The 26,411-nt window shown below is 63.1% G+C and carries 32 protein-coding genes and 3 tRNA genes; 14 read left to right on the top strand and 21 right to left on the bottom strand.

All coding sequences use genetic code 11. From position 1 onward, the window contains the following. Positions 1-104: 104 nt before the first annotated feature. The 6 genes from C5O79_RS08165 to C5O79_RS08140 all read right to left on the bottom strand — a co-directional run bounded on the left by C5O79_RS08165 (position 105) and on the right by C5O79_RS08140 (position 4,562). Positions 105-899, bottom strand: a complete 795-nt coding sequence (locus C5O79_RS08165) for a cystine ABC transporter substrate-binding protein (protein WP_046545540.1) — start codon at positions 897-899, stop codon at positions 105-107. 100 nt (positions 900-999) lie between these two features. After that, positions 1,000-2,037, bottom strand: a complete 1,038-nt coding sequence (locus C5O79_RS08160; RefSeq protein WP_122473860.1) for a quinone-dependent dihydroorotate dehydrogenase — start codon at positions 2,035-2,037, stop codon at positions 1,000-1,002. A gap of 99 nt (positions 2,038-2,136) precedes the next feature. Then, positions 2,137-2,967: an arginyltransferase gene (locus C5O79_RS08155; RefSeq protein ID WP_122473861.1), complete on the bottom strand. Its 831-nt coding sequence runs from the start codon at positions 2,965-2,967 to the stop codon at positions 2,137-2,139. A 33-nt stretch (positions 2,968-3,000) separates the two neighbouring features. Further along, the gene (aat, locus tag C5O79_RS08150) at positions 3,001-3,765 is read right to left on the bottom strand and encodes a leucyl/phenylalanyl-tRNA--protein transferase (RefSeq protein ID WP_122473862.1); all 765 of its coding nucleotides are present in this window, start codon (positions 3,763-3,765) and stop codon (positions 3,001-3,003) included. 13 nt (positions 3,766-3,778) lie between these two features. After that, positions 3,779-4,324 (bottom strand): NUDIX hydrolase, encoded by a 546-nt coding sequence (locus tag C5O79_RS08145; protein WP_039358836.1) that lies wholly within the window; start codon positions 4,322-4,324, stop codon positions 3,779-3,781. Positions 4,325-4,485: 161 nt separating this feature from the next. Next, a tRNA-Met gene (locus tag C5O79_RS08140) sits at positions 4,486-4,562 on the bottom strand. Between the two features lie 197 nt (positions 4,563-4,759). Here C5O79_RS08140 and C5O79_RS08135 point away from each other — a divergent pair. The 3 genes from C5O79_RS08135 to C5O79_RS08125 are packed head-to-tail and all read left to right on the top strand — an operon-like array spanning position 4,760 to position 6,785. Continuing rightward, positions 4,760-5,257 carry a heme-degrading domain-containing protein gene (locus tag C5O79_RS08135; protein WP_011351856.1) on the top strand — a complete coding sequence of 166 codons (498 nt, stop codon included), beginning with the start codon at positions 4,760-4,762 and terminating at the stop codon, positions 5,255-5,257. Positions 5,258-5,260: 3 nt separating this feature from the next. After that, on the top strand, positions 5,261-5,599 hold the full coding sequence (locus C5O79_RS08130) for a multidrug efflux SMR transporter (RefSeq protein ID WP_039358831.1): 339 nt from the start codon (positions 5,261-5,263) through the stop codon (positions 5,597-5,599). A 31-nt stretch (positions 5,600-5,630) separates the two neighbouring features. Beyond that, complete coding sequence (locus C5O79_RS08125; protein ID WP_047850968.1) at positions 5,631-6,785, top strand: enoyl-CoA hydratase/isomerase family protein; 1,155 nt, start codon at positions 5,631-5,633, stop codon at positions 6,783-6,785. 119 nt (positions 6,786-6,904) lie between these two features. Here the strand turns inward: C5O79_RS08125 and C5O79_RS08120 are convergent, their stop codons facing one another. Continuing rightward, complete coding sequence (locus C5O79_RS08120) at positions 6,905-7,333, bottom strand: hypothetical protein (RefSeq protein WP_006484223.1); 429 nt, start codon at positions 7,331-7,333, stop codon at positions 6,905-6,907. A 341-nt stretch (positions 7,334-7,674) separates the two neighbouring features. Here C5O79_RS08120 and ssuD point away from each other — a divergent pair, with 341 nt between their 5' ends. The 8 genes from ssuD (at position 7,675) to C5O79_RS08080 (ending at position 12,781) form a co-directional block, all read left to right on the top strand. Then, positions 7,675-8,832 (top strand): FMNH2-dependent alkanesulfonate monooxygenase, encoded by a 1,158-nt coding sequence (gene ssuD, locus C5O79_RS08115; RefSeq protein WP_089425272.1) that lies wholly within the window; start codon positions 7,675-7,677, stop codon positions 8,830-8,832. Positions 8,833-8,849: 17 nt separating this feature from the next. Further along, positions 8,850-9,662: an aliphatic sulfonate ABC transporter permease SsuC gene (ssuC, locus tag C5O79_RS08110; RefSeq protein WP_122473863.1), complete on the top strand. Its 813-nt coding sequence runs from the start codon at positions 8,850-8,852 to the stop codon at positions 9,660-9,662. After that, entirely contained in the window at positions 9,659-10,618 is a 960-nt protein-coding gene (locus C5O79_RS08105) for an ATP-binding cassette domain-containing protein (protein WP_122473864.1), read from the top strand. The genes ssuC and C5O79_RS08105 overlap by 4 nt, the downstream gene beginning before the upstream one ends. A 57-nt stretch (positions 10,619-10,675) precedes the next feature. Further along, positions 10,676-10,891 carry a TOBE domain-containing protein gene (locus C5O79_RS08100; protein WP_006476104.1) on the top strand — a complete coding sequence of 72 codons (216 nt, stop codon included), beginning with the start codon at positions 10,676-10,678 and terminating at the stop codon, positions 10,889-10,891. Positions 10,892-11,033: 142 nt separating this feature from the next. Next, positions 11,034-11,231 (top strand): hypothetical protein, encoded by a 198-nt coding sequence (locus tag C5O79_RS08095; RefSeq protein WP_027787628.1) that lies wholly within the window; start codon positions 11,034-11,036, stop codon positions 11,229-11,231. Positions 11,232-11,286: 55 nt separating this feature from the next. Beyond that, entirely contained in the window at positions 11,287-11,532 is a 246-nt protein-coding gene (locus tag C5O79_RS08090; protein WP_046545548.1) for a hypothetical protein, read from the top strand. A gap of 130 nt (positions 11,533-11,662) precedes the next feature. Beyond that, positions 11,663-12,649, top strand: a complete 987-nt coding sequence (gene dusA, locus C5O79_RS08085; RefSeq protein ID WP_046545549.1) for a tRNA dihydrouridine(20/20a) synthase DusA — start codon at positions 11,663-11,665, stop codon at positions 12,647-12,649. A gap of 56 nt (positions 12,650-12,705) precedes the next feature. After that, a tRNA-His gene (locus tag C5O79_RS08080) sits at positions 12,706-12,781 on the top strand. Positions 12,782-12,887: 106 nt separating this feature from the next. On the opposite strand, the gene C5O79_RS08075 is transcribed toward C5O79_RS08080, so the two are convergent. The 12 genes from C5O79_RS08075 to C5O79_RS08020 all read right to left on the bottom strand — a co-directional run bounded on the left by C5O79_RS08075 (position 12,888) and on the right by C5O79_RS08020 (position 22,585). Then, positions 12,888-13,100 carry a hypothetical protein gene (locus C5O79_RS08075; protein WP_131931328.1) on the bottom strand — a complete coding sequence of 71 codons (213 nt, stop codon included), beginning with the start codon at positions 13,098-13,100 and terminating at the stop codon, positions 12,888-12,890. Positions 13,101-13,108: 8 nt separating this feature from the next. Further along, entirely contained in the window at positions 13,109-13,432 is a 324-nt protein-coding gene (locus C5O79_RS08070) for a hypothetical protein (RefSeq protein ID WP_131931326.1), read from the bottom strand. Positions 13,433-13,599: 167 nt separating this feature from the next. Then, entirely contained in the window at positions 13,600-13,893 is a 294-nt protein-coding gene (locus tag C5O79_RS08065; RefSeq protein WP_131931324.1) for a hypothetical protein, read from the bottom strand. Between the two features lie 670 nt (positions 13,894-14,563). Then, complete coding sequence (locus tag C5O79_RS08060; RefSeq protein ID WP_131931322.1) at positions 14,564-15,025, bottom strand: hypothetical protein; 462 nt, start codon at positions 15,023-15,025, stop codon at positions 14,564-14,566. A 76-nt stretch (positions 15,026-15,101) separates the two neighbouring features. Further along, entirely contained in the window at positions 15,102-15,530 is a 429-nt protein-coding gene (locus C5O79_RS08055; protein WP_131931320.1) for a single-stranded DNA-binding protein, read from the bottom strand. A gap of 198 nt (positions 15,531-15,728) precedes the next feature. Further along, positions 15,729-17,708 (bottom strand): AAA family ATPase, encoded by a 1,980-nt coding sequence (locus C5O79_RS08050; protein ID WP_131931318.1) that lies wholly within the window; start codon positions 17,706-17,708, stop codon positions 15,729-15,731. Then, positions 17,705-18,037 (bottom strand): hypothetical protein, encoded by a 333-nt coding sequence (locus C5O79_RS08045; RefSeq protein ID WP_105834321.1) that lies wholly within the window; start codon positions 18,035-18,037, stop codon positions 17,705-17,707. Before C5O79_RS08045 ends, C5O79_RS08050 begins: the two co-directional genes overlap by 4 nt. Continuing rightward, positions 18,037-18,246: a helix-turn-helix domain-containing protein gene (locus tag C5O79_RS08040; RefSeq protein ID WP_131931316.1), complete on the bottom strand. Its 210-nt coding sequence runs from the start codon at positions 18,244-18,246 to the stop codon at positions 18,037-18,039. Before C5O79_RS08040 ends, C5O79_RS08045 begins: the two co-directional genes overlap by 1 nt. A 108-nt stretch (positions 18,247-18,354) precedes the next feature. Then, positions 18,355-20,205 carry a hypothetical protein gene (locus C5O79_RS08035; RefSeq protein WP_131931314.1) on the bottom strand — a complete coding sequence of 617 codons (1,851 nt, stop codon included), beginning with the start codon at positions 20,203-20,205 and terminating at the stop codon, positions 18,355-18,357. A 120-nt stretch (positions 20,206-20,325) separates the two neighbouring features. After that, on the bottom strand, positions 20,326-20,793 hold the full coding sequence (locus tag C5O79_RS08030) for a hypothetical protein (protein WP_131931312.1): 468 nt from the start codon (positions 20,791-20,793) through the stop codon (positions 20,326-20,328). Between the two features lie 64 nt (positions 20,794-20,857). After that, complete coding sequence (locus tag C5O79_RS08025) at positions 20,858-21,127, bottom strand: hypothetical protein (RefSeq protein WP_131931310.1); 270 nt, start codon at positions 21,125-21,127, stop codon at positions 20,858-20,860. Between the two features lie 84 nt (positions 21,128-21,211). Then, the gene (locus C5O79_RS08020) at positions 21,212-22,585 is read right to left on the bottom strand and encodes an integrase family protein (RefSeq protein ID WP_105834325.1); all 1,374 of its coding nucleotides are present in this window, start codon (positions 22,583-22,585) and stop codon (positions 21,212-21,214) included. A gap of 142 nt (positions 22,586-22,727) precedes the next feature. Between C5O79_RS08020 and C5O79_RS38055 the strand changes: the two genes are divergently transcribed. Next, positions 22,728-22,818: transfer RNA gene (locus C5O79_RS38055), tRNA-His, on the top strand. Between the two features lie 274 nt (positions 22,819-23,092). On the opposite strand, the gene C5O79_RS08015 is transcribed toward C5O79_RS38055, so the two are convergent. Beyond that, positions 23,093-23,611, bottom strand: coding sequence for a VUT family protein (locus C5O79_RS08015; protein ID WP_052759254.1), 519 nt, complete (start codon positions 23,609-23,611; stop codon positions 23,093-23,095). A gap of 821 nt (positions 23,612-24,432) precedes the next feature. On the opposite strand from C5O79_RS08015, the gene C5O79_RS08010 reads away from it, so the two are divergent. Beyond that, complete coding sequence (locus C5O79_RS08010; RefSeq protein ID WP_122473865.1) at positions 24,433-24,948, top strand: GNAT family N-acetyltransferase; 516 nt, start codon at positions 24,433-24,435, stop codon at positions 24,946-24,948. Positions 24,949-25,023: 75 nt separating this feature from the next. On the opposite strand, the gene C5O79_RS08005 is transcribed toward C5O79_RS08010, so the two are convergent. Beyond that, positions 25,024-25,488: a hypothetical protein gene (locus tag C5O79_RS08005; protein WP_046545621.1), complete on the bottom strand. Its 465-nt coding sequence runs from the start codon at positions 25,486-25,488 to the stop codon at positions 25,024-25,026. Positions 25,489-25,813: 325 nt separating this feature from the next. Between C5O79_RS08005 and C5O79_RS08000 the strand changes: the two genes are divergently transcribed. Then, on the top strand, positions 25,814-26,263 hold the full coding sequence (locus tag C5O79_RS08000; RefSeq protein WP_122473866.1) for a hypothetical protein: 450 nt from the start codon (positions 25,814-25,816) through the stop codon (positions 26,261-26,263). The last annotated feature ends 148 nt before the right edge of the window (positions 26,264-26,411 follow it).

The following is a 26,411-nucleotide window of genomic DNA, read 5'->3' as shown; positions in this document are numbered from 1 at the left end:
GTGCGCGAAAGCGCAATCATAAACCGGACCGATAAAACAAAGGGCGGCATCGTTGCGGATGCCGCCCTTTCCGGCCCGCCGTCAGGCGGGAAATGCAGGCGTGCTTACTTGATCGGCTTCGTCACGTCGATGCCGAACCACTTGTCCGAGATCTTCGTGAAGGTGCCGTCTGCCTCGAGTTGCACCATCGCGTCGTCGATCGCCTTCTGGAACTTCGGGTTGCCCTTCTTGAACGGGATGCCCGACGGGTTCGCCGAACCGACGTTCGCGCCCGGGCGCAGCGGCAGTTGCGAGTTCTTCGTCAGGTACGCGAGCATCAGGCGGTCGTTGAGCGCCGCGTCGAGACGGCCGGCCGCGAGATCGCGCAGGTACTCGGGCGCGCCCGGGTACGTCTTCACGTCGATGCCCGGTACCGACTTCGCCATGTCCATGTAGTTCGTGCCGAGCGCGACGCCGAGCTTCTTGCCTTTCAGGTCTTCAAGCGACTTGAAGTCACGCGTGTCATCCTTGCGCTGGATCAGTTGCGCGGACGAGTACGTGTACGCTGGCGAGAAGTCGAGCGTTTCCTTGCGCTTGTCGGTGATGCCGACCTGGTTGGCGATCACGTCGAACTTGCCGGCCTGCAGGCCCGCGATGATGCCGCTCCATTCGGTCGTCACGAATTCGGCCTTCACGCCGAGCTTCGCGGCCACGGCCTTCGCGATGTCGACGTCGAAGCCGACGAGGTCGCCTTGCGGGTTCTTCGAGTTGAACGGCGGGAACGTACCTTCGAGGCCGACTCGCAGCGTGCCGCGTTGTTTCACCTGGTCGAGGAGGTCGGCCGCATGCGCGGTGGCGGCGGCGAACGACGTGCCGACCAGGCCGGCAACCAGCAGCTTCTTCAGCAGCGCAATCTTCATCGTGTGTTTCCTTGCCCTGTCCGGGTCGTTGATTCTGATAACGGGGTCGATGATAGCAAAAACGCAATCGACCACTAAATACCGTTTGTTTATGCCTATATTACGCGGTGCGGTCGCGGGCGACGGCCTTCACGCATTCCGCGACGAGCGCGGGACCGCGGTAGATGAACCCCGTATAGAGCTGCACCAGCGCCGCGCCGGCCGCGAGCTTCGCTCGGGCATCCTCGCCCGAGAAAATGCCGCCGACGCCGATGATCGGCACTTCGCTGCCGACTTCGGCGTGCAGCTTGCGGATCACTTCGTTCGACGCATCGAACACGGGGCGGCCGGAGAGGCCGCCGGCTTCTTCAGCATGCGGCAGGCCCTGGACGGCCGCGCGCGACAGCGTCGTGTTGGTGGCAATGACCGCCTCGATCTTGTGGCGCAGCAGCGTGTCGCCGATTTCCTTGACCTGTTCGTCGTCGAGATCGGGTGCGATTTTCAGCGCCAGCGGCACGAGCTTGCCGTGCAGGTCGGCGAGGCGCTGCTGCTTGTCCTTCAGCGCGGCGAGCAGCGCGTCGAGCTCGCCCGCACCCTGCAGCTGGCGCAGGTTCTTCGTGTTCGGCGACGAGATGTTGATCGTCACGTAGCTCGCGAACGGGTACACGCGTTCGAGGCAGTACAGGTAATCCTCGGCGGCGCGCTCGATCGGCGTATCGGCGTTCTTGCCGATGTTCAGGCCAAGGATGCCGCGATAGCGGGCAGCCTGGACGTTCTTCACGAACTGGTCGACGCCGTGGTTGTTGAAGCCCATCCGGTTGATCAGTGCTTCGGCCTGCGGCAGGCGGAACATCCGTGGGCGCGGGTTGCCGGGCTGCGGGCGCGGCGTGACCGTACCGACCTCGATGAAGCCGAAGCCGAGCGCCGCAAGGCCGTCGATGGCCGCGCCGTCCTTGTCGAGGCCGGCCGCGAGGCCGACCGGATTGCGGAACGTGAGCCCCATCACGGTGCGCGGCGCATCGGGCACGCGGGCCGACAGCGCACAGGCAAGGCCCGTGCGGCCGGCCGCGCCGAGCGCGCGCAGCGTGAGGTGGTGAGCGTCTTCCGCATCCATCTTGAACAGGGATGCGCGGGCCAGCGGATAGAGGGAACTGAACACGGGAATAGGGCGGACAGCCGGAATGAATGACAACCCGCTATTTTACCGGGAGTTGCGCGGCAGGGGCGCGCTTCGCTTCGTCGCCGCGCGCCCGCGCCGTCAGACCGACCCGGAATGCCCGCCCGGCAACGGCGCGCGGGCCAGCGCCGCGTCGACGGGCGGCAGGTCGACCCGTTCCGGATCGAGTATCTTCCAGCGGCCGTCGATCAGCCCTTCGAGCGGGTGGAAGTTCGCCTTGTAGGCCATCTTCGGGCTCTCGCGGATCCAGTAGCCGAGGTATACGTAGGGCAGGCCGAGACTTTTCGCCTGCTCGATCTGCCACAGGATGTTGTAGGTGCCGTAGCTCGTGTGCTGGTCGTCGGGCTCGAAGAACGTGTAGACGGACGACAGCCCGTCGCCGAGGATGTCGATCATGCTGACCATGCGCAGCTTCCCGGGCTCGCCGCCCGGGGCGTCGAGGTCGCGGAATTCGACGAGGCGCGAGTTGATCCGGCTCTGCAGCAGGAATTGCTCGTACTGGTCGCGGCTGTCGCGATCCATGCCGCCGCCCGCGTGGCGTGCCGACTGGTAGCGCATGTAGAGCGCGTAGTGCTCTTCGTCGTAGTGCAGTGGCGAAACCGTCGCGATGAGCGAGCGGTGCCGCTTCCACATCCGGCGCTGCGTGCGCGACGGCGCGAATGCGTCGACGGGGACGCGCACCGGCACGCAGGCGCGGCAGCCGTCGCAGTACGGGCGATACGTGAAGACGCCCGAGCGCCGGAAGCCGGCCTTCACGAGCTCGGTGTAGATATCGGAGTTGATCAGGTGGCTCGGCGTCGCGACTTGCGAACGCGCGACGCGGCCGTCCAGATAGCTGCACGGATAGGGCGCCGTTGCATAGAATTGCAGCGCCGAAAGCGGTGAAAGCGGCAGCTCAGTCGGGTGAGTCATGGGCAGCTCTCGTTGCAGGGAGGGAGTGCCGCGCTAGCGCTCGATTCCGGAGGGGGCCGCCGTTCCGGCGCGGCCCGTCAGCGCGGCGAGCACGCGCTTGTTGAACTGCCACGGAATCGGCGGTTCGGCTACCGCGCTGCGCACGTGAGCGACAAAGGCCTTGCGTGCGATCTCGCGGCCGCCGAGCGACGCTAGATGCGACGTATTCTGCTGGCAGTCTATCATTTCCAGCCCCTGCTCGCGAAGGTGCGCGACGAGCGTGGCCAGCGCGATTTTCGACGCATCGGTCGCGTCCGCATACATCGATTCGCCGAAAAACATCCGCCCGAACGACACGCCGTACAGGCCGCCGACGCGCCGCCCGTCGTGCCACGTCTCGATGCTATGCGCGTTGCCGGAGCGGTAGAGCGACGTGTACGCGTCGATGATTTCGGCCGTGATCCACGTGCCGCGCTGCCCGCGCCGCGGCGCCTGCGCGCACGCGCGCATCACACCCGGAAAGTCGTGGTCGACGCGCACTTCCCATTCGGGCTCGCGCAGCACGCGCTTCAGCGTCTTGCGCAGCGAAGGCGATACCTTGAATTCCGCCGGCACGAGGATCATGCGCGGGTCGGGGCTCCACCACAGCACGGGCTGGCCGTCCGAATACCACGGGAAGATGCCGCGCAGGTACGCGTCGATGAGGCGCGAGGGCAACAGGTCGGCACTGGCGGCGAGCAGCCCCGGCGCGCCGGTCGCGGGACCGAGCGCTCGTTCGATGGGCGGAAACGGATCGTCCGGGCCGAGCCAGGGGACCATGGGGCGGGGGGGCTCAGCCGTTGCGCAGCGAGCGGAAGATGTCGCCGGTGTGCACGCCGTAGTCGCCCGTGGCGCGATCGGCGAAGAAGAATCGCAGGGTCTGGCTGACGGTCGGGAACGCGATTTCGTCCCACGGGATGTCGGCTTCGTCGAACAGCTTCACTTCGAGGCTTTCCTCGCCGGCCTCGAACGCCGGATCGGTGAGCCGCGCGAGGTAGAACAGGTGGACCTGATGCACGTGCGGCACGTTGAGCAGCGTGAACAGGTTCTGCACTTCGACGCGCGCGCCGGCTTCCTCGAGCGTTTCGCGTGCGGCGGCTTCGGCCGTCGTCTCGCCCATTTCCATGAAGCCGGCGGGCAGCGTCCAGAACCCGTAGCGCGGTTCGATCGCGCGGCGGCACAGCAGGATCTGATCGCCCCAGACCGGGACCGTGCCGACGACGTTGCGCGGATTCTGGTAGTGGATCGTGCCGCAGTGATCGCAGACGAAGCGCTCGCGGTTGTCGCCCTGAGGGATGCGCGCGATGACTTCGTGACCGCAGACGGAGCAGAATTTCATGTCGAGTGGAAGGGACGAGGTGATGCGAGTGTATCACCGGGGCGCGGCATTCTTGAACGCCTGCGCGTGCAGGCCGCGTGTCGCGCGAAGCGGGACACGGCGTGCGGCGGAAAAACAAAAAGCCCGGCGCTGGGCCGGGCTTTTTGCATCATTCTGGACGTTGGTTGCGGGGGTAGGATTTGAACCTACGACCTTCGGGTTATGAGCCCGACGAGCTGCCAGACTGCTCCACCCCGCGTCCGTCGAAGAAATGAATTATAAGGAGTAACCCGAATGCGTGCAAGCGTTTTCTGACAATTTCTTGTCGCTGCTTGTGGGGCCGGTACGGCAGGTGCGTGCGCTAGAATCGAGCGGTTTGTTTCGTATCTTCGGCAGCGGGGCCGTGCGGGATCGCTTCGGCGCTGTTGCGGCTCTCATTACTGTATCGACGGATTCATGGACATCGCTCACGATCTGCAATCGATCGGCGCGCAGGAACAGGCGCTTGTATTTCCCCATTTCGACCCGGCCCGCGCGTGGGCGCTCGGGAACCGGATGCACGCGCTCGCGACGTCGCGCGGCCATGCGATCGCGATCGACATCGTCACGTTCGGCCAGCCGCTGTTCTATGCGGCGCTCGCTGGCGCCACGCCCGACAATGCCGACTGGGTACGCCGCAAGCGCAACGTCGTCGCGCATTTCCGCCGCAGCTCGTACGCCATCGGCCTGCGCATGCAGCAGGCCGGCGCGACGCTCGCCGACAAGCACGGGCTGCCGATCGCCGAATATTCGCCGCATGGCGGCTCGTTTCCGCTGACCGTAGCCGGTGCCGGCGTGATCGGCTCGATCACTGCGTCGGGGCTGCCGCAACGCGCGGACCACGAATTCGTCGTCGAGGCGCTGTGTGCCGAGCTCGGCCACGACTACGCCGTGCTGGCCCTCGCCAGGAGCTGAGCGATGCAACTGCCCGGTTACGCATGGCTCGCGATCGCGATCGTCGCGGAAGTGATCGGCACGTCGGCGCTGCGCGCGGCGGACGGTTTCACGCGCCTCTGGCCGTCGTTGCTGGTCGTCGCCGGCTACGGCATCGCGTTCTACTGCCTGTCGATCACGTTGCGCACGATGCCCGTCGGCATCATCTATGCAGTCTGGTCGGGCGCCGGCATCGTGCTGATCACGCTCGTTGCGATGCTGCTCTATCGCCAGGTGCCGGACCTGCCGGCCGTGATCGGCCTCGGCCTGATCATCGCCGGCGTCGTGGTGTTGAACCTGTTCTCGAAGATGCAGGCGCACTGAGCGTGCGACTGCCATTTGCCGGATGACCCTCATGACCGAATCCACTTCCGCGGCCGTTTCCGCCGAATCCACTCAACCCGACGTGCGCGCGACTGTCGCGAACCGCATCGGCTTTCTCGAACTGAACCGGCCGAAGGCGCTGAACGCGCTGTCGGTCGGCATGATCCGGCTGATGCAGCAGGCGCTCGACGCGTGGCGCGATGATCCCGAAGTCGTCGCGATCGTCGTGCACAGCCCGCATCCGCGTGCATTCTGCGCGGGCGGCGATGTGCGTTTCTTCCACGAAGCGTGGCAGCGCGGCGACCGCGCTGCGGTCGACACGTTCTTCGTCGAGGAATACACGCTCAACCACACGATCTTCACGTATCCGAAGCCCTATATCGCGCTGATGCACGGTGTCGTGATGGGGGGCGGCATGGGGATTTCGCAGGCGGCGCGGCATACGGGCGGCCTGCGTGTCGTGACCGACTCGACGAAGATGGCGATGCCGGAAACGCGTATCGGCCTGTTCCCGGACGTCGGGATGAGCTGGTTCCTCGCGCGCACGCCCGGCGCGATCGGCCGCTATCTCGCCGTGACCGGCGCGACGCTCGATGCGGCCGGTGCGTTGTATGCGCAGCTCGCGGACGTCTATCTGCCCGATGCCGCACTGCCGGCGCTGCTCGATACGCTGCGCACCGCGCGCATCGACAGCGGCGAGCAGGCGGTCGCGTGCGTGGCCGATGCGGCGGCCGCACACAAGGTCGTGCCGACGCCTGGCATGTCGGCGCTGGCCGACGCGCGTGCAGGGATCGACCGGCATTTCGCGCAGCCGGACATCGGCGCGATCCTCGCGTCGCTCGACGCCGAGCCGGATTGCGCGGCCGTCGACGGATGGGTCGAGAAGGCGACCCATGCGATGCGCGAACAGCTGTCGCCGCTGTCGATGGCCGTATCGCTGGAAGTCGTCGAACGTGCGCGTGGCGCAACGATGGCCGATTGCCTGCGGCGCGATCTCGATCTCACGCGCTCGACGTTCGCGCGCGGCGACGTGATCGAAGGCGTGCGCGCGCTGATTGTCGACAAGGACCACCAGCCGGCGTGGCGCTTCAAGTCGTCCGCCGATATCGACCGCGCGGACGTGCTCGCGATGTTCGACAGCCCGTGGACGCCGGACACGCATCCGCTGCGGAAGCTGCAGGACTGACGTCAGTCGGACTGGCCGAAGCGCGCGCTGGAAACGAAAAGGCCGCCTGCACGTGCAGGCGGCCTTTTTCATGGGTGTCGACCGGTTGGTGGTCGAAGGGCGTAGCGCTTGTCTACGCGTTATTCGTCGCCTGCGTCGTCCGACATGAACGCGCGCATGAACACGAGTGCGCCGAAGCCCCATACCGCGTTTGCCGCGAAGCCGGCCGCGAGCACGGGCATCATGTTGCCCGACGGCCAGATGCCGCGCAGCGGATCGATCGCGAACACGCGGGCGGCCGTCAGCACGATGCCGCCAAATACCAGCGCGCCGATCCACGAGGCCTCGCGCTCCGGCGACACGCGCAGCAACCACGCCATCGGGATCGCGCAGCACGCGCTGATCAGCGCATTCGCGACAAATTCAGGAATGCCGAGCGGCGCGAACGGCTGCGTGGAGAAGCCGGTTGCGGCGATCAGGTCGGCCGTATGAAGGAGTGCGAGCGTGGCTTCGCGGAAGAACAGGGCGGCCAGGAAGCCGGACAGGAATGGCAGGATGACTTTCTGCATCGATGAGTGCACCGCAGGCGCGCACGGCCGGGGCCGCGCGCGCGGAGTTATTCGGATAGGTGCGCCATTATAGGGCCCGCCCGCCGCGATATTCGCTCCAGCGTCGTGCTAATCACGAAAGCGGAAAACCTAAGCTAAAAAAAATCGTTCCAAAGCCCTGCACCGATCCCTAGACTGATTTCCCAGAAACAGCCGTGCAATCGCGTCCTCGCCCGCTGCACGGCCTGACCGGCGAACCATCCCGATTCGAACGCACACCATGCATGCGCCGCGCATCCGCGACGCGAGCAGGGCGATGTTTTTTCCAAATTCCGGCAAGGACAGTCAAGCAGGAGCAGCAGATGAATGTGTTCTGGTTTATCCCCACGCACGGCGACAGCCGCTATCTCGGTACGGCCGAAGGTGCGCGCGCCGCGGATTACGACTACTTCAAACAGGTCGCTGTGGCCGCCGACACGCTCGGCTACGAGGGCGTGCTGCTGCCGACCGGTCGTTCCTGCGAGGATGCGTGGGTCGTTGCATCGAGCCTCATCCCGGCGACGCAGCGCCTGAAATTCCTGGTCGCGATCCGTCCCGGCATCGCATCGCCGGGGCTGTCGGCGCGGATGGCCGCGACGTTCGACCGCCTGTCGGGCGGCCGCCTGCTGATCAACGTCGTGACGGGCGGCGATGCCGCCGAGCTCGAAGGCGACGGCCTGTTCGCGGATCACGACACGCGTTACGAAATCACCGACGACTTCCTGAACATCTGGCGCGGGCTGCTGTCCGCGTCGCACGACAACGGCGGGTTCGACTACATCGGCAAGCATCTGCAGTCGAAGGGCGGCAAGGCACTGTATCCGCCCGTGCAGCGTCCGCATCCGCCGCTGTGGTTCGGCGGCTCGTCGCCGGCTGCGCACGAGATCGCGGCCGACCACATCGACACCTACCTGACCTGGGGCGAGCCGCCCGAGGCCGTCGCGAAGAAGATCGCCGATATTCGCGCACGTGCCGAAGCGCGTGGCCGCAAGATCAAGTTCGGCATTCGTCTGCACGTGATCGTGCGCGAGACCGAGGACGAAGCATGGCGCGACGCCGAGCGCCTGATCAGCCGCCTCGACGACGAAACCATCGCCCGCGCGCAGAAGGCGTTCGCGAACATGGATTCCGAGGGCCAGCGCCGGATGGCCGCGCTGCACGGCGGCAAGCGTGGGGGCCGCGAGGCGCTCGAGGTGTACCCGAACCTGTGGGCCGGCGTCGGCCTGGTGCGCGGCGGCGCGGGCACCGCACTCGTCGGCAATCCGGAGCAGGTCGCCGAGCGCATGCGCGAATACGCGGATCTCGGCATCGAGACCTTCATCCTGTCCGGCTATCCGCACCTGGAGGAGTCGTACCGTTTCGCGGAACTCGTATTCCCGCTGATCAAGGGCAACGGAGCGGCGAAGGCCACCGGCCCGCTGTCGGGCCCGTTCGGCGAGATCGTCGGCAACAGTTATCTGCCGAAAGCGGCCCAGAGCTGAGCGACAGGAGGCCTGCGATGACAACGAAAACGTCCGCGACGGGCGCTGCCCTGGCCGCCCGCGCATGGCGCGGCGTCGCGCCATGGCTCGTGCCGCTCGCGCTGCTGGCGGCATGGGAAGTCGGCGCGCGGATCGGCTGGCTGTCGACCCGCGTGCTGCCCGAGCCCGTGGCGGTCGTGCGCGCGGCCTGGTCGCTCGTGACGTCGGGTGAAATGTGGGCGAACGTTAAGGTCAGCACCTGGCGCGCGCTGTTCGGTTTCGCGATCGGTGGCGGCGTCGGCCTCGCGCTGGGGCTCGCGACCGGCTTGTCGAAGGCGGCCGAGGTCGCGCTCGATTCGACGATCCAGATGATCCGCAACATCCCGGCGCTCGCGACGATTCCGCTCGTGATCCTGTGGTTCGGTATCGACGAGAAGGCGAAGTTGTTCCTCGTTGCGCTCGGGGTGTTCTTCCCGGTCTACATCAACACGTATCACGGGATCCGCTCGGTCGACGCGAACCTGATCGAGATGGCGAAGAGCTACGGCGTACGCGGCTTCGCGCTGTACCGCGACGTGATCCTGCCCGGTGCGTTGCCGTCGATTCTCGTCGGTGTGCGCTTTGCGCTCGGGCTGATGTGGGTGATGCTGATCGTCGCGGAAACGATCTCCGCGCAGTCGGGTATCGGCTACATGACGATGAACGCGCGTGAATTCCTGCAGACCGACGTGGTGGTGGTCGGCATCCTGCTGTACGCGGTGCTCGGCAAGCTGGCCGACGTGCTGGCGAAATGGCTCGAGCGCGTGACGCTGCGCTGGCACCCCGCTTATCAATCAGGAGCAAAGGCATGAATGCGACGACTTCGGCGGCCGCCTACGGCCCGCTCGCCGGCGCAGACCTCGAGGCCGAACTGGCGCAGGCGCGTGTCGCGGACGGCGACGCGCGGGACGCAGCGGTTCTCGAACGTGACGTCAGCGCATCCGTCGTTCCGCTCGCGCGGCGACGGCCGGGCAGCCCGGCTCCCGACGATGCCGTGACACTGTCGGGCGTCAGCAAGCGCTTCGGGGCACGCACGGTGCTCGACGACGTCGAGCTCGGCATCGCGCGCGGCAGTTTCGTCGCGATCGTCGGCCGCAGCGGTTGCGGGAAATCGACGCTGCTGCGTCTCGTTGCGGGACTCGAGCAGCCGAGCAACGGCACGCTCGAGACGCGCGGCGAGGGCGGCGGCGAACTCGATACGCGAATCATGTACCAGGATGCGCGCCTGCTGCCGTGGAAAACCGTGCTGCAGAACGTGATGCTGGGCCTCGGGCGCGGCGCGCGCGACCAGGCACGCGCGGTTCTCGATGAAGTCGGCCTGCTGGAACGCGCGAACGACTGGCCCGCGCAACTGTCGGGCGGCCAGCGGCAGCGTGTCGCACTGGCCCGTGCGCTCGTGCACCGGCCCCAACTGCTGTTGCTCGACGAGCCGCTCGGCGCGCTCGACGCGCTGACCCGCATCGAGATGCACGCGCTGATCGAGCGGTTGTGGCGCGAGCATCGATTCACCGCGCTCCTCGTCACGCACGACGTGCAGGAGGCCGTCGCGCTCGGCGACCGCATCCTGCTCATCGAGCAGGGGCGGGTGGCGCTGGATCAGCCGGTGCCGCTCGACCGGCCGCGCGCCCGCGCGTCGGCCGCGTTTGCGGCGCTCGAGGATCGCGTGCTGAAACGCGTACTCGCCGGCGGGCCCGGTGCGGCCGACCACGGCGCACCGCATGAGGCAGACAACGTTCGACCGGTCGGGCAGATCCGCTGGGCCGTTTAAATCCGGGCGGCAGCGGCCGCCCGTTCTGAGATCTTTTTCTTCGGAGCGATCAACCTGATGAGCATCACAGCAATCAACGTACGTAACCAGTTCAAGGGCAAGGTCAAGGAGATCATTCGCGGATCGGTGGTCTCCGAGGTCGACGTCGAGACGCCGTTCGGCATCGTCACGTCGGTGATCACGACCCGTTCGGTTGACGAACTCGAACTGAAGGTGGGCGCGGAAGTCGTCGCGCTCGTGAAATCGACCGAAGTATCGATCGCGCGCCTTTGAGACCGCGTGTCCTGCACCGGCGCGGCGCCGCGGGCAACCTGCCCGTTGGCGCCGCCTGGCATTTGCGCAGCGCGTTTGCCTTGGTATTCGACGTACGGACGAAGTGCTAGGATGGAACGACACCGATGCCGGAGGGCAACGCATGACCCCCATCCTTTCCCCCGAAGCCATCGAGGCGCTGAAATGGATCGACCAGTTCGGTGAAAGCCGGCCGGTTCCCGCTGCGTTCGACGACGTCGTCTATGCGTTGCTGAACGAGGGGCTGATCTACCAGGCGGCGGCCGACCGGGTCGACCTGACGGCCGATGGCAAATCCTTTTTGTCCGACGAATACGATTGAGCGCACGGCGCCGGCCGCGCGGGCGGCCTGGCGCCGCGTCGCCACGGAGCGTGCGATGGAACCGAGAGGCAGCGACCTCGGCGATTTCAGCGAGCCGTACCGCGGCTTCGAGATCGAGGTGAAGACCGAGCAGGTCTGGGACGGCGAGCATGCGCATTACCGTGTGCTGCAGGGTGAGGTCGTGCGGATCGACTGGCGGCTCGTCAAGGTCGACGGGATACTGCTGACCGAACGACGCGTGATCGAGCGCGTGCTCGACGAGGCGCGGCGGGCGGTCGATGCGGAGCTGGGCGAGGGGTAGCCTGCATGGCGGGCAGGCGCGGCCCGTCTTGCGGTAAAATACCGGGTTGTTTCCGCGCCGTCTGGCCTGTTGCCCGAAATCCATGTCCGTACCGTCCTCGCTTCCTCCCCGCCGCGTATCCGTCGCGCCCATGCTCGACTGGACCGACCGCCATTGCCGGTCGTTCCACCGTACGCTGACGCGCGACACGTGGCTGTATACGGAGATGATCACGACGGGCGCGCTGCTGTTCGGCGATGCCCAGCGGCATCTCGCGTTCACGCCGAACGAATCGCCGGTCGCGCTGCAGTTGGGCGGCAGCGAGCGGGACGATCTGGCGCGCGCGGCGAAGCTCGGCGAGCAGTGGGGCTACGACGAGATCAACCTGAATTGCGGATGCCCGTCCGAGCGAGTGCAGCGCGGCGCGTTCGGCGCGTGCCTGATGAACGAGCCGCAGCTCGTCGCCGACTGCGTGAAGGCGATGCGCGATGCGGTGCAGGTGCCGGTCACGGTCAAGCACCGGATCGGTGTCGACGCGGTCGAGGACTACGCGTTCGTGCGCGACTTCGTCGGCACGGTGGCCGAGGCGGGCTGCGAAACGTTCGTCGTGCATGCGCGCAATGCGATCCTGAAGGGGCTGTCGCCGAAGGAGAATCGCGAGATCCCGCCGCTCAAGTACGACTATGCGTATCAGCTGAAGCGCGATTTTCCGTCGCTCGAGATCGTCATCAACGGCGGCATTACGACGCTCGACGAGGTGGCGCAGCATCTCGAGCATGTCGATGGCGTGATGCTCGGCCGTGAGGCGTATCACAACCCGTACGTGCTCGCGGAGGTGGATACGCGCTTCTACGGATCGACCGCAGCGGTGCCGACGCGCGAAGAGGCCGAGGCGAAGCTGATCGAATACTGCGCGGCCGAACTGAAGCGCGGGACCTACCTCGGCGCGATCGTGCGACACGCGCTCGGACTGTATCGCGGCATGCCCGGTGCCCGCGGCTGGCGTCGTGTGCTGTCCGACAACAAGAAGCTCGCGCGTGCTGATCTGGCCGTGTTCGACGAGGCGCGCGCGCATCTGAACGAGGCCGAAGAAGTTTTTGAAAAAAAAGCTTTGCAAGATTCAAAAGTGTTCGTATAATCTTGTTCTTCGCTGCTGAAACACAAAAGCAGCGAAGAAAAAAAGCAGTAACAGTGGTGGCTGTAGCTCAGTTGGTAGAGTCCAGGATTGTGATTCCTGTCGTCGTGGGTTCGAGTCCCATCAGCCACCCCAAAGAATTCAAGCACTTAGCCCAGTCATTGCGACTGGGCTTTTTGCTTTATGGCGTCTATGTAACCATGGTGTAACCGGATTTGGTCAATTCGGAATAGCCACGTTGCTACTTCGGGGAAGCAAAGCCAAGAATCACCCAGGCGACCGCTTTTGCTAAACCCCATCCAACCACACCGACTACCGCGGCAAAAAGAGCGATGCCTTTGTCGCCACCACCGAAGGCCGAGCCGACGGCTATTAGCGCCATTAAGGCGCCCCAGCACCAACCGAGGCCATCAATTACACGCGACAGCCTTCTGATTCCTTCCGTTGTATTCATGTCGGGTCCTAGGCTTGCCCGTAGACGGCTAACAGCACAGCGACAAATACAACCTTGGCGAGCAACCAAGAACCGATTGCCACTCCCCAGGTACGGGGGCGCAGGCGTTCCGGGTTGAACTTGTTTTGACTGAAGGTGAAGAGCAGGGCTAGTAATAGTCCGAACGGTAGACCGGACAAGCCCTGTTGAAGCTTTATCGCCCAGAAGCGGTCAAGGTTTTCTGTCACCGGTTGTAATGCGCCCCCGACGAATCCCAAAACAATGCTCCAGACGAGGTATTTGGGAAATCCTCGCCATATGCTGCGAGCGCCGTGGCTGGCATCCGTTGTCATTTCTATCCCCGATGGTGGTTCAAATCGTTGTGTCGGTCATTATTTCGAGTTTCATTTGACCCGTCCATGAACTGCTGACAGGCATCCAGCGAGCGAGGTCGGACAGAACCAGAGCCCTACATGACTCTTCTCTAACGTCGGAGAGGTTGACCATCCTGGTGTCTCACTCAGCCCACCGGCTTCTTGCAGGCAATCACCATCGACCGCTCGTTCGTTTTCGCACCGAACAAACCGCCGCCGCCCGCGCCGACAGTCGCTGCACTTTCGTCGCTCCGGTCGAGCACGTCGTAGCCGGCTGCTTTACAAAGATTGCCTGCCGCCTCGAAGCATTTATCCCATCCTCGAGCCAGGCCGCTGCAGTTAAGGGTGTAGGCGTTTCGACCGTCGGGCGCATAGCTTTCGTGGACGGTCGCGCAGGACGCGAGCGCCAGACAGAGAAGGAGCGTGCATGTCGTTTTCATTATTCCCCCGCGCGTGGCTCGATTGGCGCAGCACATCGGTGCCGCATCTGTTGAGGTACGAGCTTCACAAATGCGATGCTAGCACTACCTGCCATTGAACAAGCATCTCGGCGGGATGTTGTATCAAGTCATAGAACGACAATCGTCGCAACTTCCGCGTCGTCATTCCGCGTATTGCTTCGCGAACTCGGGCAGCGGCGGGTAGCTTCCCGTTTCAGGCCGTAACTTCGGTGCCGATTTCGACCATTACCTTTTGGCGCCACCACGGTATTTGCCGGTTTTTTACCGATAACTTACCGCGGCCTTCCATGCGCCTCGCGCGCGCACGCGCGTACTGGTCCGAAAACTCGTGGCCTTTTTATGGACTCGGAAAATTCGCCCCTCGCGCGCGTATCTGTCCGAGAATGATTCCGCCTCGACGTGCCAACCAATTGATGCTGGGAGCTTTTTGCAGGCTGACTCGTTCCGGTGTTTGAATTCCTTTGATTGATTTCAAGGCGTCGAACCGGCGTTCAGCGTTTGCTGTTTTGCCGCTGTTCTGACCGAGCGGTGCGGTCTTTGGCTGTTACCAGCCAAACGCGGCGCCTGTTTTCGCCTGTTGAAGCAGTCAGGGCGCCGCCTGTTTTTGGTCTGTTCTCAGTCAAGGCAATCGCGCCATCTTCCTGTCCCATTAGGCGGAGGGCAATATCGTGAAGCTGTCGGTATGGCCGCTTCGTATCAGGTTCGCGGGAGCCGCGGACGCTACCCATTGCGTTGCGCTGAATTTCGGCATGACAACGCTGACGCCAGTCGTGTTGTTGATGGCCTTTATGTTCCCGGACCAATATGCCGATGCAGCCGAAGTCGTCAGAACCGTGTGCGGCGTTGCGTCCTGTACCAGCGAAACCAGAGCAATGTCAAAGAACGGCGTCGATGCCGGGAAGTTCACGAAGATGGGAGATCCGCTGCCTTGACCGCTCAAGGCCCCATCGAAGCGTCCGGTCTTGCCGAGCAAATCGCTGAAGCTGACCGGTGCGCCGCTCTTGCCGGCCAGCGCGAGTACCCATGAATCGAGCAGCGAGAGTGGCAAGGTGCGGCCAAGTTCGGTTGCAATTTGCGACATGGACATCGGGGGCGATGCGGGGAGCGTCATCAGAGTTCTCCTTACTATCGTGTAAGCGCGGAAAGCGCCCGGGGTTTCACTACTTCTCTCTACTTTAGCGGCGGCGTTACAGGTCATCCTGCATGTCGTCTTGCCCGTTGCCATACATCTGCTTCGCTTGTACGGCGCCGTTCGCCGGCCGGCGGCCGGTACGCGCGGTTCCGTTACCATCGCCCTGCACGGCGGCGCGCTTGCGCTTCACGTGATAGGCGGTCAGCACCGCGTGCGCCACCATGTCGAGTGCGGGCTTCACGTTACCGTGCTTGTCCGTCCATACCTTCGGCGTTAGGGAGCCGGCCACTGCCACGGAATCGCCGTCATTGAGCGCCAGCAGGGCAGATTGCGCATCATCTGCGAACGCAATCACGTTCACGAACAGCGCTTCGCTATCGCCTGCGGCAGCGCGCACCTTGGCGGTCACAAACTGCGTGCCGCTCTGACCAGTCCGGCTTGTCACCGTCCCATACAGCTTCCCACTCACCAGGCCGTCAATCATCTTTCGCCTCCAGTAGGCGGCTATCGCCGCCCAAGTTGCCGATACACGTCCGCGCTAGGGTGGATCCTTCGCGGTTCTGATTCCCGAAATGTCCCGTTTTGTCCCGTTTCGGGAGTTTCTGGGTCCCGTTTTTTCCCGCTCCGTATATATAGATACGGGCGGAAACGGGACGGACTCCGGGGCGGGCGGGAAGGTGGGTTACTTGCGCCATAGCCAGCCGTCCTTGGAGCCGTAGACCCCATTTGCGACAAGGCCGGTTACGGCCGCCCTGGCACGCTCGTTACGCTTTCGTGGCTCGCAGGTCAGGCTTGACGCCACCAACCGGACAGCGGCCTCGATTTCGATGCAAGGGTGGGTCGGCGGCGCGTCGCCTTTACCGAAGTCCTGGGACTGGCGCAGCGGTTCGGCGAGGGCGTCTAATGCGATGCGCTGGTTGCCACCCTGCGGAAGCTTCATGCGCGCTACCTCCTTGGTGCTCTCGTCGGGCTCGACAACGCACGAGGTAACCGGTTCGCCGTGCTCGTCGTCACCCAGTTCCACCACGCGTAGAGCGAACGCATTGCGCCCACCGTCGGCGTCGTCCTTGCTCTTGGCGACGCTCCACTCGCGGCGCCCGTCATTGCGTGAAACTTCGATGGCGGCGTCGAGTGCGGCGTACAGGCTGCTATGACCGCGGAGGCCCTTCGTGCCATCCTTGCCGGTGTGATGGACGAGCAGCACCACGCCGCCGAGCCGGCGTTGCGCTTCCTTGCACGCCTCGATGAGGTGGCCCATATCGACGCTCGAGTTCTCATCCGTGCCCGGTGCTGCGCGATTCAGCGTGTCGATAACCAACAATCCGTCGCGACCGCTGGCAGCCAGGACGGCAGTGCATAGGTCGGCAACGTCGTCCGGCTGGCGCAAGTCGAGAGACTGGGTGACGAAGCGCAGGTGATTCGGCAGCGGCATCCCGCGATGCGCGCTCCAGGCGCGGGCCCGCTTGCTCAAGCCGGCCTCACCCTCGAGACATACATAGGTCACGGGAGCCGCATTTGCGCGCCGCCCGAACCATCCGGCTCCTGCTGCAATTGCGGTGCAGAGGTCGAGCACCAAGAACGATTTCCCGGAACCGGACGGCCCATAGACGGCAGCGAACCCGGAGGCGGGCAGCACGCCTTGAACCATCCATCGCAGCGGCGGCGCGCTCAGCAGGTCATCAGCCGATTGCAGGCGATACCGCATCGGCGGTGTCTTGGCGGCGCGGAGAAGATCCGCCAGTGCGTCGATGCCGTGCTGGGCCTCGTAGTCGTTCGCGTCATAGTTCGCCGGTTTGTCGGAGGGCAATTCGACCCACGCGCCGGTAAGCTCGCGGGCGATAGCTTCGGCGTCCGCCTCTTTGCCGCGGTCCGGCACGATGACGATGCGCGCCGCCGGAAACCGCTTGCGCAGCACATTCGCGATGGAGCGAGTGCGACCAGAGCCGAATGTGACAGCGGCGGCGGCGTGATAGTCCGCCTTGGCGCATGCCCACGCCTGTCCGATGCCCTCGCATACGTATAGCGTTCCATCTGGAGTGATGTCGCCGACCATGAACAAGCCATCGTTGAACGAAGCGCCTGGTGCGTTGAGCTTCTTCCCGGCACCCGGCGGCGGAACGAATTGGACCGTGCAGAGCATGCCGTCGAACGAGCGAACCGGTACCGCCAGCCAGCCGGCGACGCGCTGCCCGCCGATGGTGAGCGTGTCATCTTTCGGAACGACACGTAGGCCGTCCGGCGTGCCGCGTTTCGCAACGATGTAGGGATGGTCGGAGCTTGCGCACGGATAGCTGTCGAACGTCGCGGCCAGGTCGGTGCTCGGCTTCCGGGGAGTGTCGACGTTCGTTGGCTTCGCGACCGGTATGCGCGCCGCCGGCATGACGTTGCGCGGGTGGGTATCACGCCAGCCGGCATCCATCGCCATCCTGAATAGCGTGGCCGGACCAATACCGCCATCCTGCTTAAAGCTCTTCCATGCGGACTTGGCGTCACGTTCTCCGCCGAAATTGGCGCCGGTCGCAGACCACTCGAGGAAATCAGCCTCAGATAGGCCGGCGGCTTTCGCCGCCATGCCGGCGCTCACCCACTCACTGCGCGGGCATCCGGCATCGAGCGAGAACAGGGCGTCACGTGCGCGCGCGGCGTCGTGACCGTTCATCATGCGGCCCCCTTGTCCCGGCGAGCGAGCCACCGAGCGATTTTGCGTCGGTCCAATGCGCTGAGGGCGTAGATACCGCGCTTGACCTCGACGCCGTCGCGGTCGAAACACGGAACGCGATGGCAGGGGAAATCCAGCCCCTTATCACGCAGGTCGAAAATTAAGTCAGGTCCGTTTGACGCGCCTGCCACGCGGTCCACATCTTCGCGCGACATTGGTCGGCGCAGTGCTGCGTTCAGCACGCGAAGGTGACGCGGATTCGATGTTCCGGTAAAGTCGCGCTGCGTATTGGCGGTCGTCGGCTTAGGTTGGCGGCCGTTTTTCTTTTCCATTACGCCACCTCGCCGCTCAGCAATGCTTGGATGTCTGAGACACGCCAAGCGAGACGCCCGTTGATACGGACAGGGCGGAGAGGGCCATTTTCGAGGCAGGCCCACTTACGAAGGGTCTGCGGCCGGCGGTTGAGTGCCGCGGCAGCCTCATCGGTTGGAAGAACGGCGTCAATGCGGTGCGTGGTTGGCGTTGCGGAAGTCGGGCGCATCGTCTTTTCCTTTCCGCTACGTGCGGATTCGTTGATGACGATGCCTATTCAATTTCCCTCAGTAGGGTCCCTCGCAACCCTCCCTCACTACCTCAATTTGAGGGAGCGCTATTCCGCATCCGCAATCTCGCCATTCTTTCTCAGCCGTTCCCACGCAAGATCAAACACTTTTCCAGAAAATGGCAACTTGGCCCGGACGGCCGACTTGATACCGGGTTTGCCGGATTTCTGCTTCGGAAGGCTCACCGGATCCTCCCCGAGTTCACGGATAACACGCAGAATTTCGTTCTCTTGATGCCGCTGTTGCAGTAGAGGTTTAACGGGTGCAGCGTCCACCCCGGCTGCGGTTGCAGGCGACAACGTCGCAGCGTCAGTGCGGAACCGATAGGCCACACGCCAATCAGGATGTCCATCAAGCAGTTTGTCCACGTCGCAAATGTCTACACGGTCATAGAACGTGCGGAGATTCATCGGAACAGGGTAGGGAAGAAAGTCACCAAGGTCGCGCGGATTCTTCAACGGAAGCGCGCCGCTCTTGATTTCGGCTACCAATGTCGCTTCCCAGCGCGCCGCATCCCTGCCGGTTTTCTTGGCGAGTTCTCCAGCCACTGCGTCAATCGTGCGCCGACCTGCGGCCTCCATCGCTGCCTTGTCGGCATCTGCTTGAGCGGTTAGGCCTAACCGGAAGGGAAACTGCTCGCGTGCGCACCATTCATCGACCGCGTGCTCGTTCAGCAAAACCTCGCCGTCTTTCCTGCGCTCGTTTGCGATGAGTTCGCCTTGTTCGATGGCGTATTCCATCCTTTCAACCAACGAAGACCATAAGGCATGCTCGGCCTCAGGGTTTTTCGAATGAACACGTTTGGCGATAATGTCCGCAATGTCGTTCACGGTATATCGGCGAACGGATGGGCATAGGGCGGCTAGGACATGCTGCACGTCGTCCGTGGTCAGCCACCATGCGCCCGGATTTGCGGCAATCTGCGCCGCCTCAGGTGAGTCTGTTTCGACAGGGCCGTGCAGTGTGATGATCCTGGCTTGAGCCATTTTCGCGATTTCCGGGATGACGCCGGGAATTCCATCAGGCGCCCATCCTCGTACCTGCAGCGCGATTTCGATAGAACGCCGCACACCGTCTCTTTCGTCCAGACCGTGCGCGTGGCTAACGCCTCGGTCGGCTCGCTGAACGGCAATCATCCAGGCGAGGTCATCGAGCGCTATTTGCTGCGTATCTAGCTGCTTGTCCTGCTTAGGCGGCGCGTCGTCCGCTTCACTGACGAGCCATGCTTCCTTAGTAAAGTCGGCGAACGACTCTCGCTCGAAGTACAGGTTGCTGAACGGCTCGAATTGTTCGCGCCTTGGGAGGCCGGATAGCATAGGCAGCATGTCACGCCCGCGCGGTTGCAGTACGCCCTGACGCGCCGCCCCTTCGACGGACTGGCGCAATACTTCGGCGCCAGCTTCGCGGATGGCGTCGTTCTCTTCGGGGGCAAGGTCAGGACCGTCCTGGTATTTCGCCTGGACGAGCGCTTGAATGTATTTCTCACAGTCGATGGCCGGCGCGTCACCGTCCTCCAGCGAGAAACTGCGCCACCCGTTGTCACGCATATCGGCAACATGCCGCGCCGAGCGCAACTCACCCTGCTCCTGAATCGGTTCGTCGTCCGCAATCTTGTATAGGGGTGATTCTCGCGGTATTTCCCAATCTTCGTGGTCTTCACACTGGCTCGCCCAGAACACGAAGGTGCGGCGCTCGACCTTCCCGCGCCGCACCGTGAGATGCGGGCTATTTTCCTCGATAGCGCCTTGTAGCTCACGCAAGCGCTCCGCGTAGGACGTGCGCAAGTGTTCGGGAACTGGCTGGTCAGGGTTGACGTGGAGCGAGAGGGAGATTGCTTGCTCGGGCGACCAAAACTGCATGCTCGAGCTTGCCCAGTGAGGCCAGTTTGGCTTTGCCATCCGCACACCTTCATGCGCAGCCCTTCAATTGGGAGCCCCTGCCAGGCCGGTGAAGGTGTCCGGCTTTTCGCCCCGTCGAGCTAGGCAGGAGCAAACCACGATGCTACAGCCAACAGGCCGTCAATAGCGGTCGTCGTTCGCAGCAGCTTGCACTTCGAACCGTCGCATCTGCCACCCGCGGATCCGCACCAGCGCTCGCGCCCATTGCGCGGGGGAGAGCACACGCCATCCCGGCTCCGGCCGCGGCCACAGGCGCTTTACGCGGAATGCCATGATGTCCGACCAATTGGGGTTGGCTGGATTCGCCGCGTCGGATGGCGTATATAGCGCGACATAGGCAGGCACATCGGCAAGCTGCGCGAGATGCTGTATCACGCCGGCCGGCTTCTCCTGCCCGATGTCTCGAGCCACTTCAACCAGGGCCAAGGGAACCTTGGCGCCGTTGTCGTACTCCGTGAACAGCACCGAATCGAGGTCAACCATCGTCAGCGATTCGGCTTGAGTTGCCTGCAAATATCGGCGAATCGAAGGCGCGCGATGCCAGGCGCCGTAAGCACGGTCGCGCGTTTCGTATTGTTCGAGCCTCATGGTCGGCCCCTTGGCAAGTTACAGGGCGCGCGCAATGCACGCGCGAAGCATGGTCGGCCGCATATCACACCGGCCGCGGCATTTTTATTTCGGCCAGGATGTCAGCGACCTTGATGATGTGCTCAGCGATGGAAGATAGGTCCTCGTAAAGCTTTTGAGATTCCGCTTCGTATCCGTATTGAGGCTTCCGGTGGTTCTCGTTCGCCACGAGACGTAAAACCGGAGCGAGGGGTTGACCGGCAATCGGACGCGTACGCCGACGGCCCTTCGTCCGGTGGACGGTTGGAAGCTGAACGAGGGCGGTGGGGTGCGACGTAGAATTGAGCTTAGCCATGGTACGGACCTCCCTGATAGGTCGTGTTGTGGTCAGGCGGCGCGAAGTGTTCCAGCACCCGCGCCGCCGCTTTGCCTGATGCCGTCAGGCTGCGGTAATTGCCTTCAGTCCCGGCCTCTCCGGTTCCGGCGTGAATTCAATCCCGGCTTCATCGAGGATCCATGCCTCCAGTTTGTCGTGCCACTTGCGCAGGAGGTCGAGCGGGCGCACGTTGTAATGGCGCTCAGCGATGGCAGACGGCTTATGTCCCATGATTTGGGCTTTGATGCCTGACGGAACCTCAGTCCACTCGGCAAGACTCGAAAACGAACGGCGCAGGCCGTGCAACGTCACGGGCGCGATACCGGCAATTCCGCAGACGCGATGCAAGGCGTTGTTCGGCGCGGCGAGCCGGCCATCACCCGAAGTCTTGCTGGCGAATACCCATTCCGACGGCTGCCACGTTTCACCCTTGGCCTCAAGGCTGCGCATCTGGCGCACGTTCGGCGGTGTGTCGTTGATACGCTTCAGCTCGAGCAGCACGGTGGCGAAATACGGTGTCAGGGGAATAATCCGGCCGGTGTCAATTTCCACCTTGTCTTTCAGGTGCAGGCTGCGCCACCGGAAGTCCACATCGTCCCAACGAAGCTCAGCCAGTTCCTCTCGACGCGCGCCGGTCAGCAGCAGGCCAATAAGATATGCCTCCATGACTGGGTTGCTGAGCTGGCGAACGGCACCGAACCACGCGGCCAGTTGCTCGCGCTGAATGGAATCGGTCTTTGCGGCCTGCTTCGGCAGGGCATCTTTCGAAAGGCGAGTAGCGACGGCCTGCGGGTCGACGAGCCCCTGATATTCGGCTCTCGACTCGCACCACGTTGCGAAGATGCGCAGCAGATTGAAGGCCAGCCGGACACGGGCCGGCCGGTGGGTAGCTTCCTCGGCCAGCCAGTCGCCAATGCGCTCGGCGTTCAGGTCCGAAAGCCTCAGTGGCATAAGTGTGGCGAGCGGCCCGGGCTCCGTTAGCCCCTTGCCGCGCTTCTTCGGCTGGCCGCCGGCACTGGCGAGGGCTAAATGGTCACGGTAGTGCAGGTCGCTCCACTTCGAGCGGCGCGCGTCGATGTACGCCTTCCAGGCATCTGCCAGCGTCACGTCCTGGCGGCGTGCCTCTGCTTTACGCGCTTCGCGTGCTTTGTGCTGCTCGGCGGCTTCTTCGCGCGGATCTTTGCCGGCGTCAATCAGACGTTGTAGGCGGCGCGCTTCGTCTCGAGCAGCGTCAATGCTCCAGTCCTTCGGCGAACCAATCGTGACCCTCACGGTCGCTCCGCTCAGCTTGCCTTGAAAGATATAAGCGAGTGACCCGGCAGCCGTAGCACGAAGGCCGAGGCCGGACGCGCCGCTGTCCCAGAGAAACGCCTGGGACTTGCCGGCCGGACAGCTATGCCCGTTGACGCGACCTGCCGTGAAATTGACCTTTGCCACTGCGCCACCCGTCGGGTTACGGGTTACATGAGAGCCATGTAACTGCCGTGTAACCCCATTATTGGCACATCAATCAACAGAGGTCAACAGGATTCTGTAACCGGTTTTCCTGAAAAACTCAATGATGACAATGGTTTGTGTTGTGGCTGGAATGTTGGTCAACATCCCGGAATGTGTCGATGAGAGGATTGTGATTCCTGTCGTCGTGGGTTCGAGTCCCATCAGCCACCCCAAAGAATTCCAAGCAGTATCAAGTCGTTAAAAACGGCACTGTCCCAAAAGACAGTGCCGTTTTTTGTTTTGGAATTCCAAAATTGGGAATTACAGGCCTCGTCGCTTTACGATCTTCATTCGATCGTTGTGCTGTCCGCGCAACCGGCAAACACCACGACACTTTGGTCTTTGTTCCGTGATCGTGTGAACTTGGTCGAATCGAGAAATGCCTGGGCGAACAGAAACGACGACGACCTCGGCAACGAACAATGCCGCTATACGCACAACCCGTGCTCAACGATCGACCACATTGCTCGCAATCCCCGCCTGAACCGTTCGGGTGTTTCGAAAAACCACCCACGACCACAAAGCGCCACCCGCCACCTTTGCGACAAACTGCAATGCGGCGATCGTCGGAAACACTGCCCCAAACGCAATAAGCGGAAAGACGATGGAGTCGACAGCCGCGCCCGCGACGTTCGCACCGTTGGCGCGCGCCAGTATCGGAAAGCGACGTGCGAGTTGAAACACGATTGCACTTGCCATGGCTGCCGAACCGAACGCAACGAGAGACGCGAGGGCGATTTCCTTGGCAGCGGGATTGAGCGCGTAACTGACTATGCCCGCGGCCGCGATCAACGCAAGCATCCTTGACCAAAGCGCACGGCCGCGCCAGTCCAGGTGGAGCCGGTCTCGAATCGCGAGATCGAGTCCGATCAGAAAGAACGCGATGATCGGTGTAGCAGCCGGTCCGAAATGAGCGACCATCAGGTTCGCGACAGCGACTGCTGCGATGTAGATCAAGACGTACATGATTCCCCTGCAATAAAGAGTGCGCGCTGCGTCGATTCGGAGTAGAAGTTTGCCATACGTGACTGATTAGACGGACGGGTGCTTCGCTACGAGCAAGCCGGGTGGGGCTTCGCACGGTTGGCAGACGGCCAGAGTTGCGAGCGACAGGATATCGTCACTGTGTCGCCGGTTTTCATCAATGGATCTCCTACGCGAGATTGGATGGCCGTATTCCGTCGACATGCTGTTGCGAAGTTTCCTGCCCAAGCTAAGGTTCTTGCGCCCCGTGCCGTTATCTTCCATGGACAGCCCTCGTGCCTCGAATGCTGATCCGTTTTCTTGCCTGCTCGCGTTTCGCGTGAGCAGGCTTTTTTCGTTTTTGGCCGCGCTTTGCGCATGAATGGCGGAACGGGACAGGGATTTGGCGTCAACCGACGGCGCGCAACAGTCTTACATTGGTGTAATGTGCCGGCTTCCTCGTGCCCTCATGCTTTGCAGGGCCGTTCGATCCCGACGACCAATGACGGAGTCGGGATTTTTTTTGCCTGCATCCCGTTGCACTGGCAACGAGTTGCGGCGACGCCCGGCGGCCGGCGCCGACAAGATCGCGTCAGACGTGAAGAATACGCGCTGGCGAACGTCACGAGCCAGTGGGTGGCGACGGCGCATGCAGGGTACGCGACGATAACGTGCGGAGTGCGACGCCTTGGTGTCGTCGTCCAGTGACGGGCCGACACGGTATCGTTCGAGCGCAGCGTCGTTTGGGGGGTATGCCGCAACGCGCGGTATATTTTGCGGTGAGACGTCCCCACCAAGAAAACAAGCTGAAGGAGTGACTACCGATGCCGGAAACCCGGGCCACGCTGCGTGCCGCGACAGCGCAAGACGCAAACGACATCGCTCGCCTGCACACGCTGAGCTGGCAAACCGCATACAGCCACATCCTGCCGGCTGCCTACCTGACCGACGAAGTGCCGACGGAGCACGCGATCCGTTGGCGGCACTATCTCGATCGCAATGAAAAGGAGTGGGGCCTGGTGTTGGTCGCCGAGATGGATGGCGAGCCCGTGGGCTTCGTCAGTGCCGAGCGCCCGGTCGACCCGGTGCTCGGCGTGTTGCTCGACTGCCTGCACGTCCATCCTTCGCGTCACGGAAGCGGCACGGGCAAGCGCATGATCGAAGCCGTTCGCTCCTGGGCGCGCGCGATTGGCGTGGACAAGGTCCACCTGAAGGTGCTGGAGGACAATGAACGCGCGATTGGCTTCTATGAGCACAACGGCTGGCAACTGGCGGGTATCGAGACGAGCCGCATCGGCCAGACGGAAGTCACCGATCGGATCTATGCGATACAGGCGTAGTGGCCTGGCGACGTTCGAGCGAACGGTCGCACGATGTGCGGCCATCGCCGGGCGAAACCCGAACGTACTCCGCCGTCACTCGCCGCAATACCGCACGAGCAGATCGGCTTCCGTCTCGTGCACTTCGACGGGCAGGGTCGTTGCACCTGCATAGGCCAGATAGCGCGCGCGATGCTGGCCATTGCGGAACGACGCGACGCCGACCTTCGACAGGCCGGGGATGCCGAGCAGCGTTCGCGTTCTCGTCTCGCGAAACGTGATGTACGGCATGTCCGCAATCCTGTCCTGTTCAGGATCGAGGAATTCACGAATGCCCGCGGCTTTTCCAGGGGCCCAGTGCAGAACAGACGGCAACACGTAGTCCGTCGTGTCGCGGTCGGCACATGCCAGCAGTTTCGTCAGGTCGATCGTCACGACCCTGTGTCGCGTATCGTCGGACGAGAATACCCGCTTGAGATGCGTGTAGGCATAGGGGGCGTGCCCGGGAAGCTGGATAATCCAGACTTCTACGCCATTTTCCTCTGCGTGGGCGAGTGCCATTGTTTCCTCTTGTGTTGCAAGCGGTCTTATTGATTCCAGTTTAGCAGCGCGATTGCGGTGGTGAAGCAAGGCAATACTCGAAATAGAAAATCGGAGCTATCCGCGGCAGAACCAGAGCCGCGAGCAAAAGCGCGGAGAGCAAGGGTGGGGCAGTCGAATGCGGTCATGTGTCGGCGACCGATATCGACAGGTCAAGAGAATATCGCGATACTGCCGGCGGATATGACGCACCGCGCGAATTTCATCGAAGATTCACACAGCGTCGCGAAACCCGGCGCGTGCCAGTCGTCGTAAGAACAGAGAGGGCGGATTGACCGGAAAAAACATGTCGTCGAAACTTGAGATCGAGTACCTCGATTACTGTTTCACCGCGATGCTCGAAATCAGGGCGTCCGGTCGAACAGGCGTTGTCGACTGGCATCTCGAATCCGATTCACGAAGCAAGACCCTTGCGTGGATCGTGTTCGATCGCTTTCTCGAGCGACATGATTTCGTTGATGAAGAGGATGCGCGTGCCAACATCGTCTGCTGGCTGGAGCGGCTGGCCGATCCCGGATCGGGCGCTTCGGTTGGAATGGCGAAGGCGAACGCGGTTGCTGCGGGAGCGGTGGCGACGGGCGCATCGACCACATCGACCGCATCGACCACATCGACCACATCGACCGCATCGACCGCATCGACCGCATCGACGGCGGAAATCGTCGGCGACACCGTCATCGATATCGCCGGCGATCTCGACTGGATCGAGATGGTCGCAGAGTGGTTTTTCAGCTGACCGTCACGATGGCGACCACCGGTTGTCATGACGCGAGCCCCGGTGTTCGCAAAACGCGGTTTCGAAAAAATCGGTACAAGAAAATGAAACCGGAATCGTGTCGATCGGAAAAATAGAATAAACCTGCTTTGACAACAGCTTCGACTTA

The organism is Burkholderia sp. SRS-25 (assembly GCF_004343765.1).
GTDB lineage: Bacteria > Pseudomonadota > Gammaproteobacteria > Burkholderiales > Burkholderiaceae > Burkholderia > Burkholderia contaminans.
This window is presented reverse-complemented; position numbering and strand designations above follow the sequence as displayed.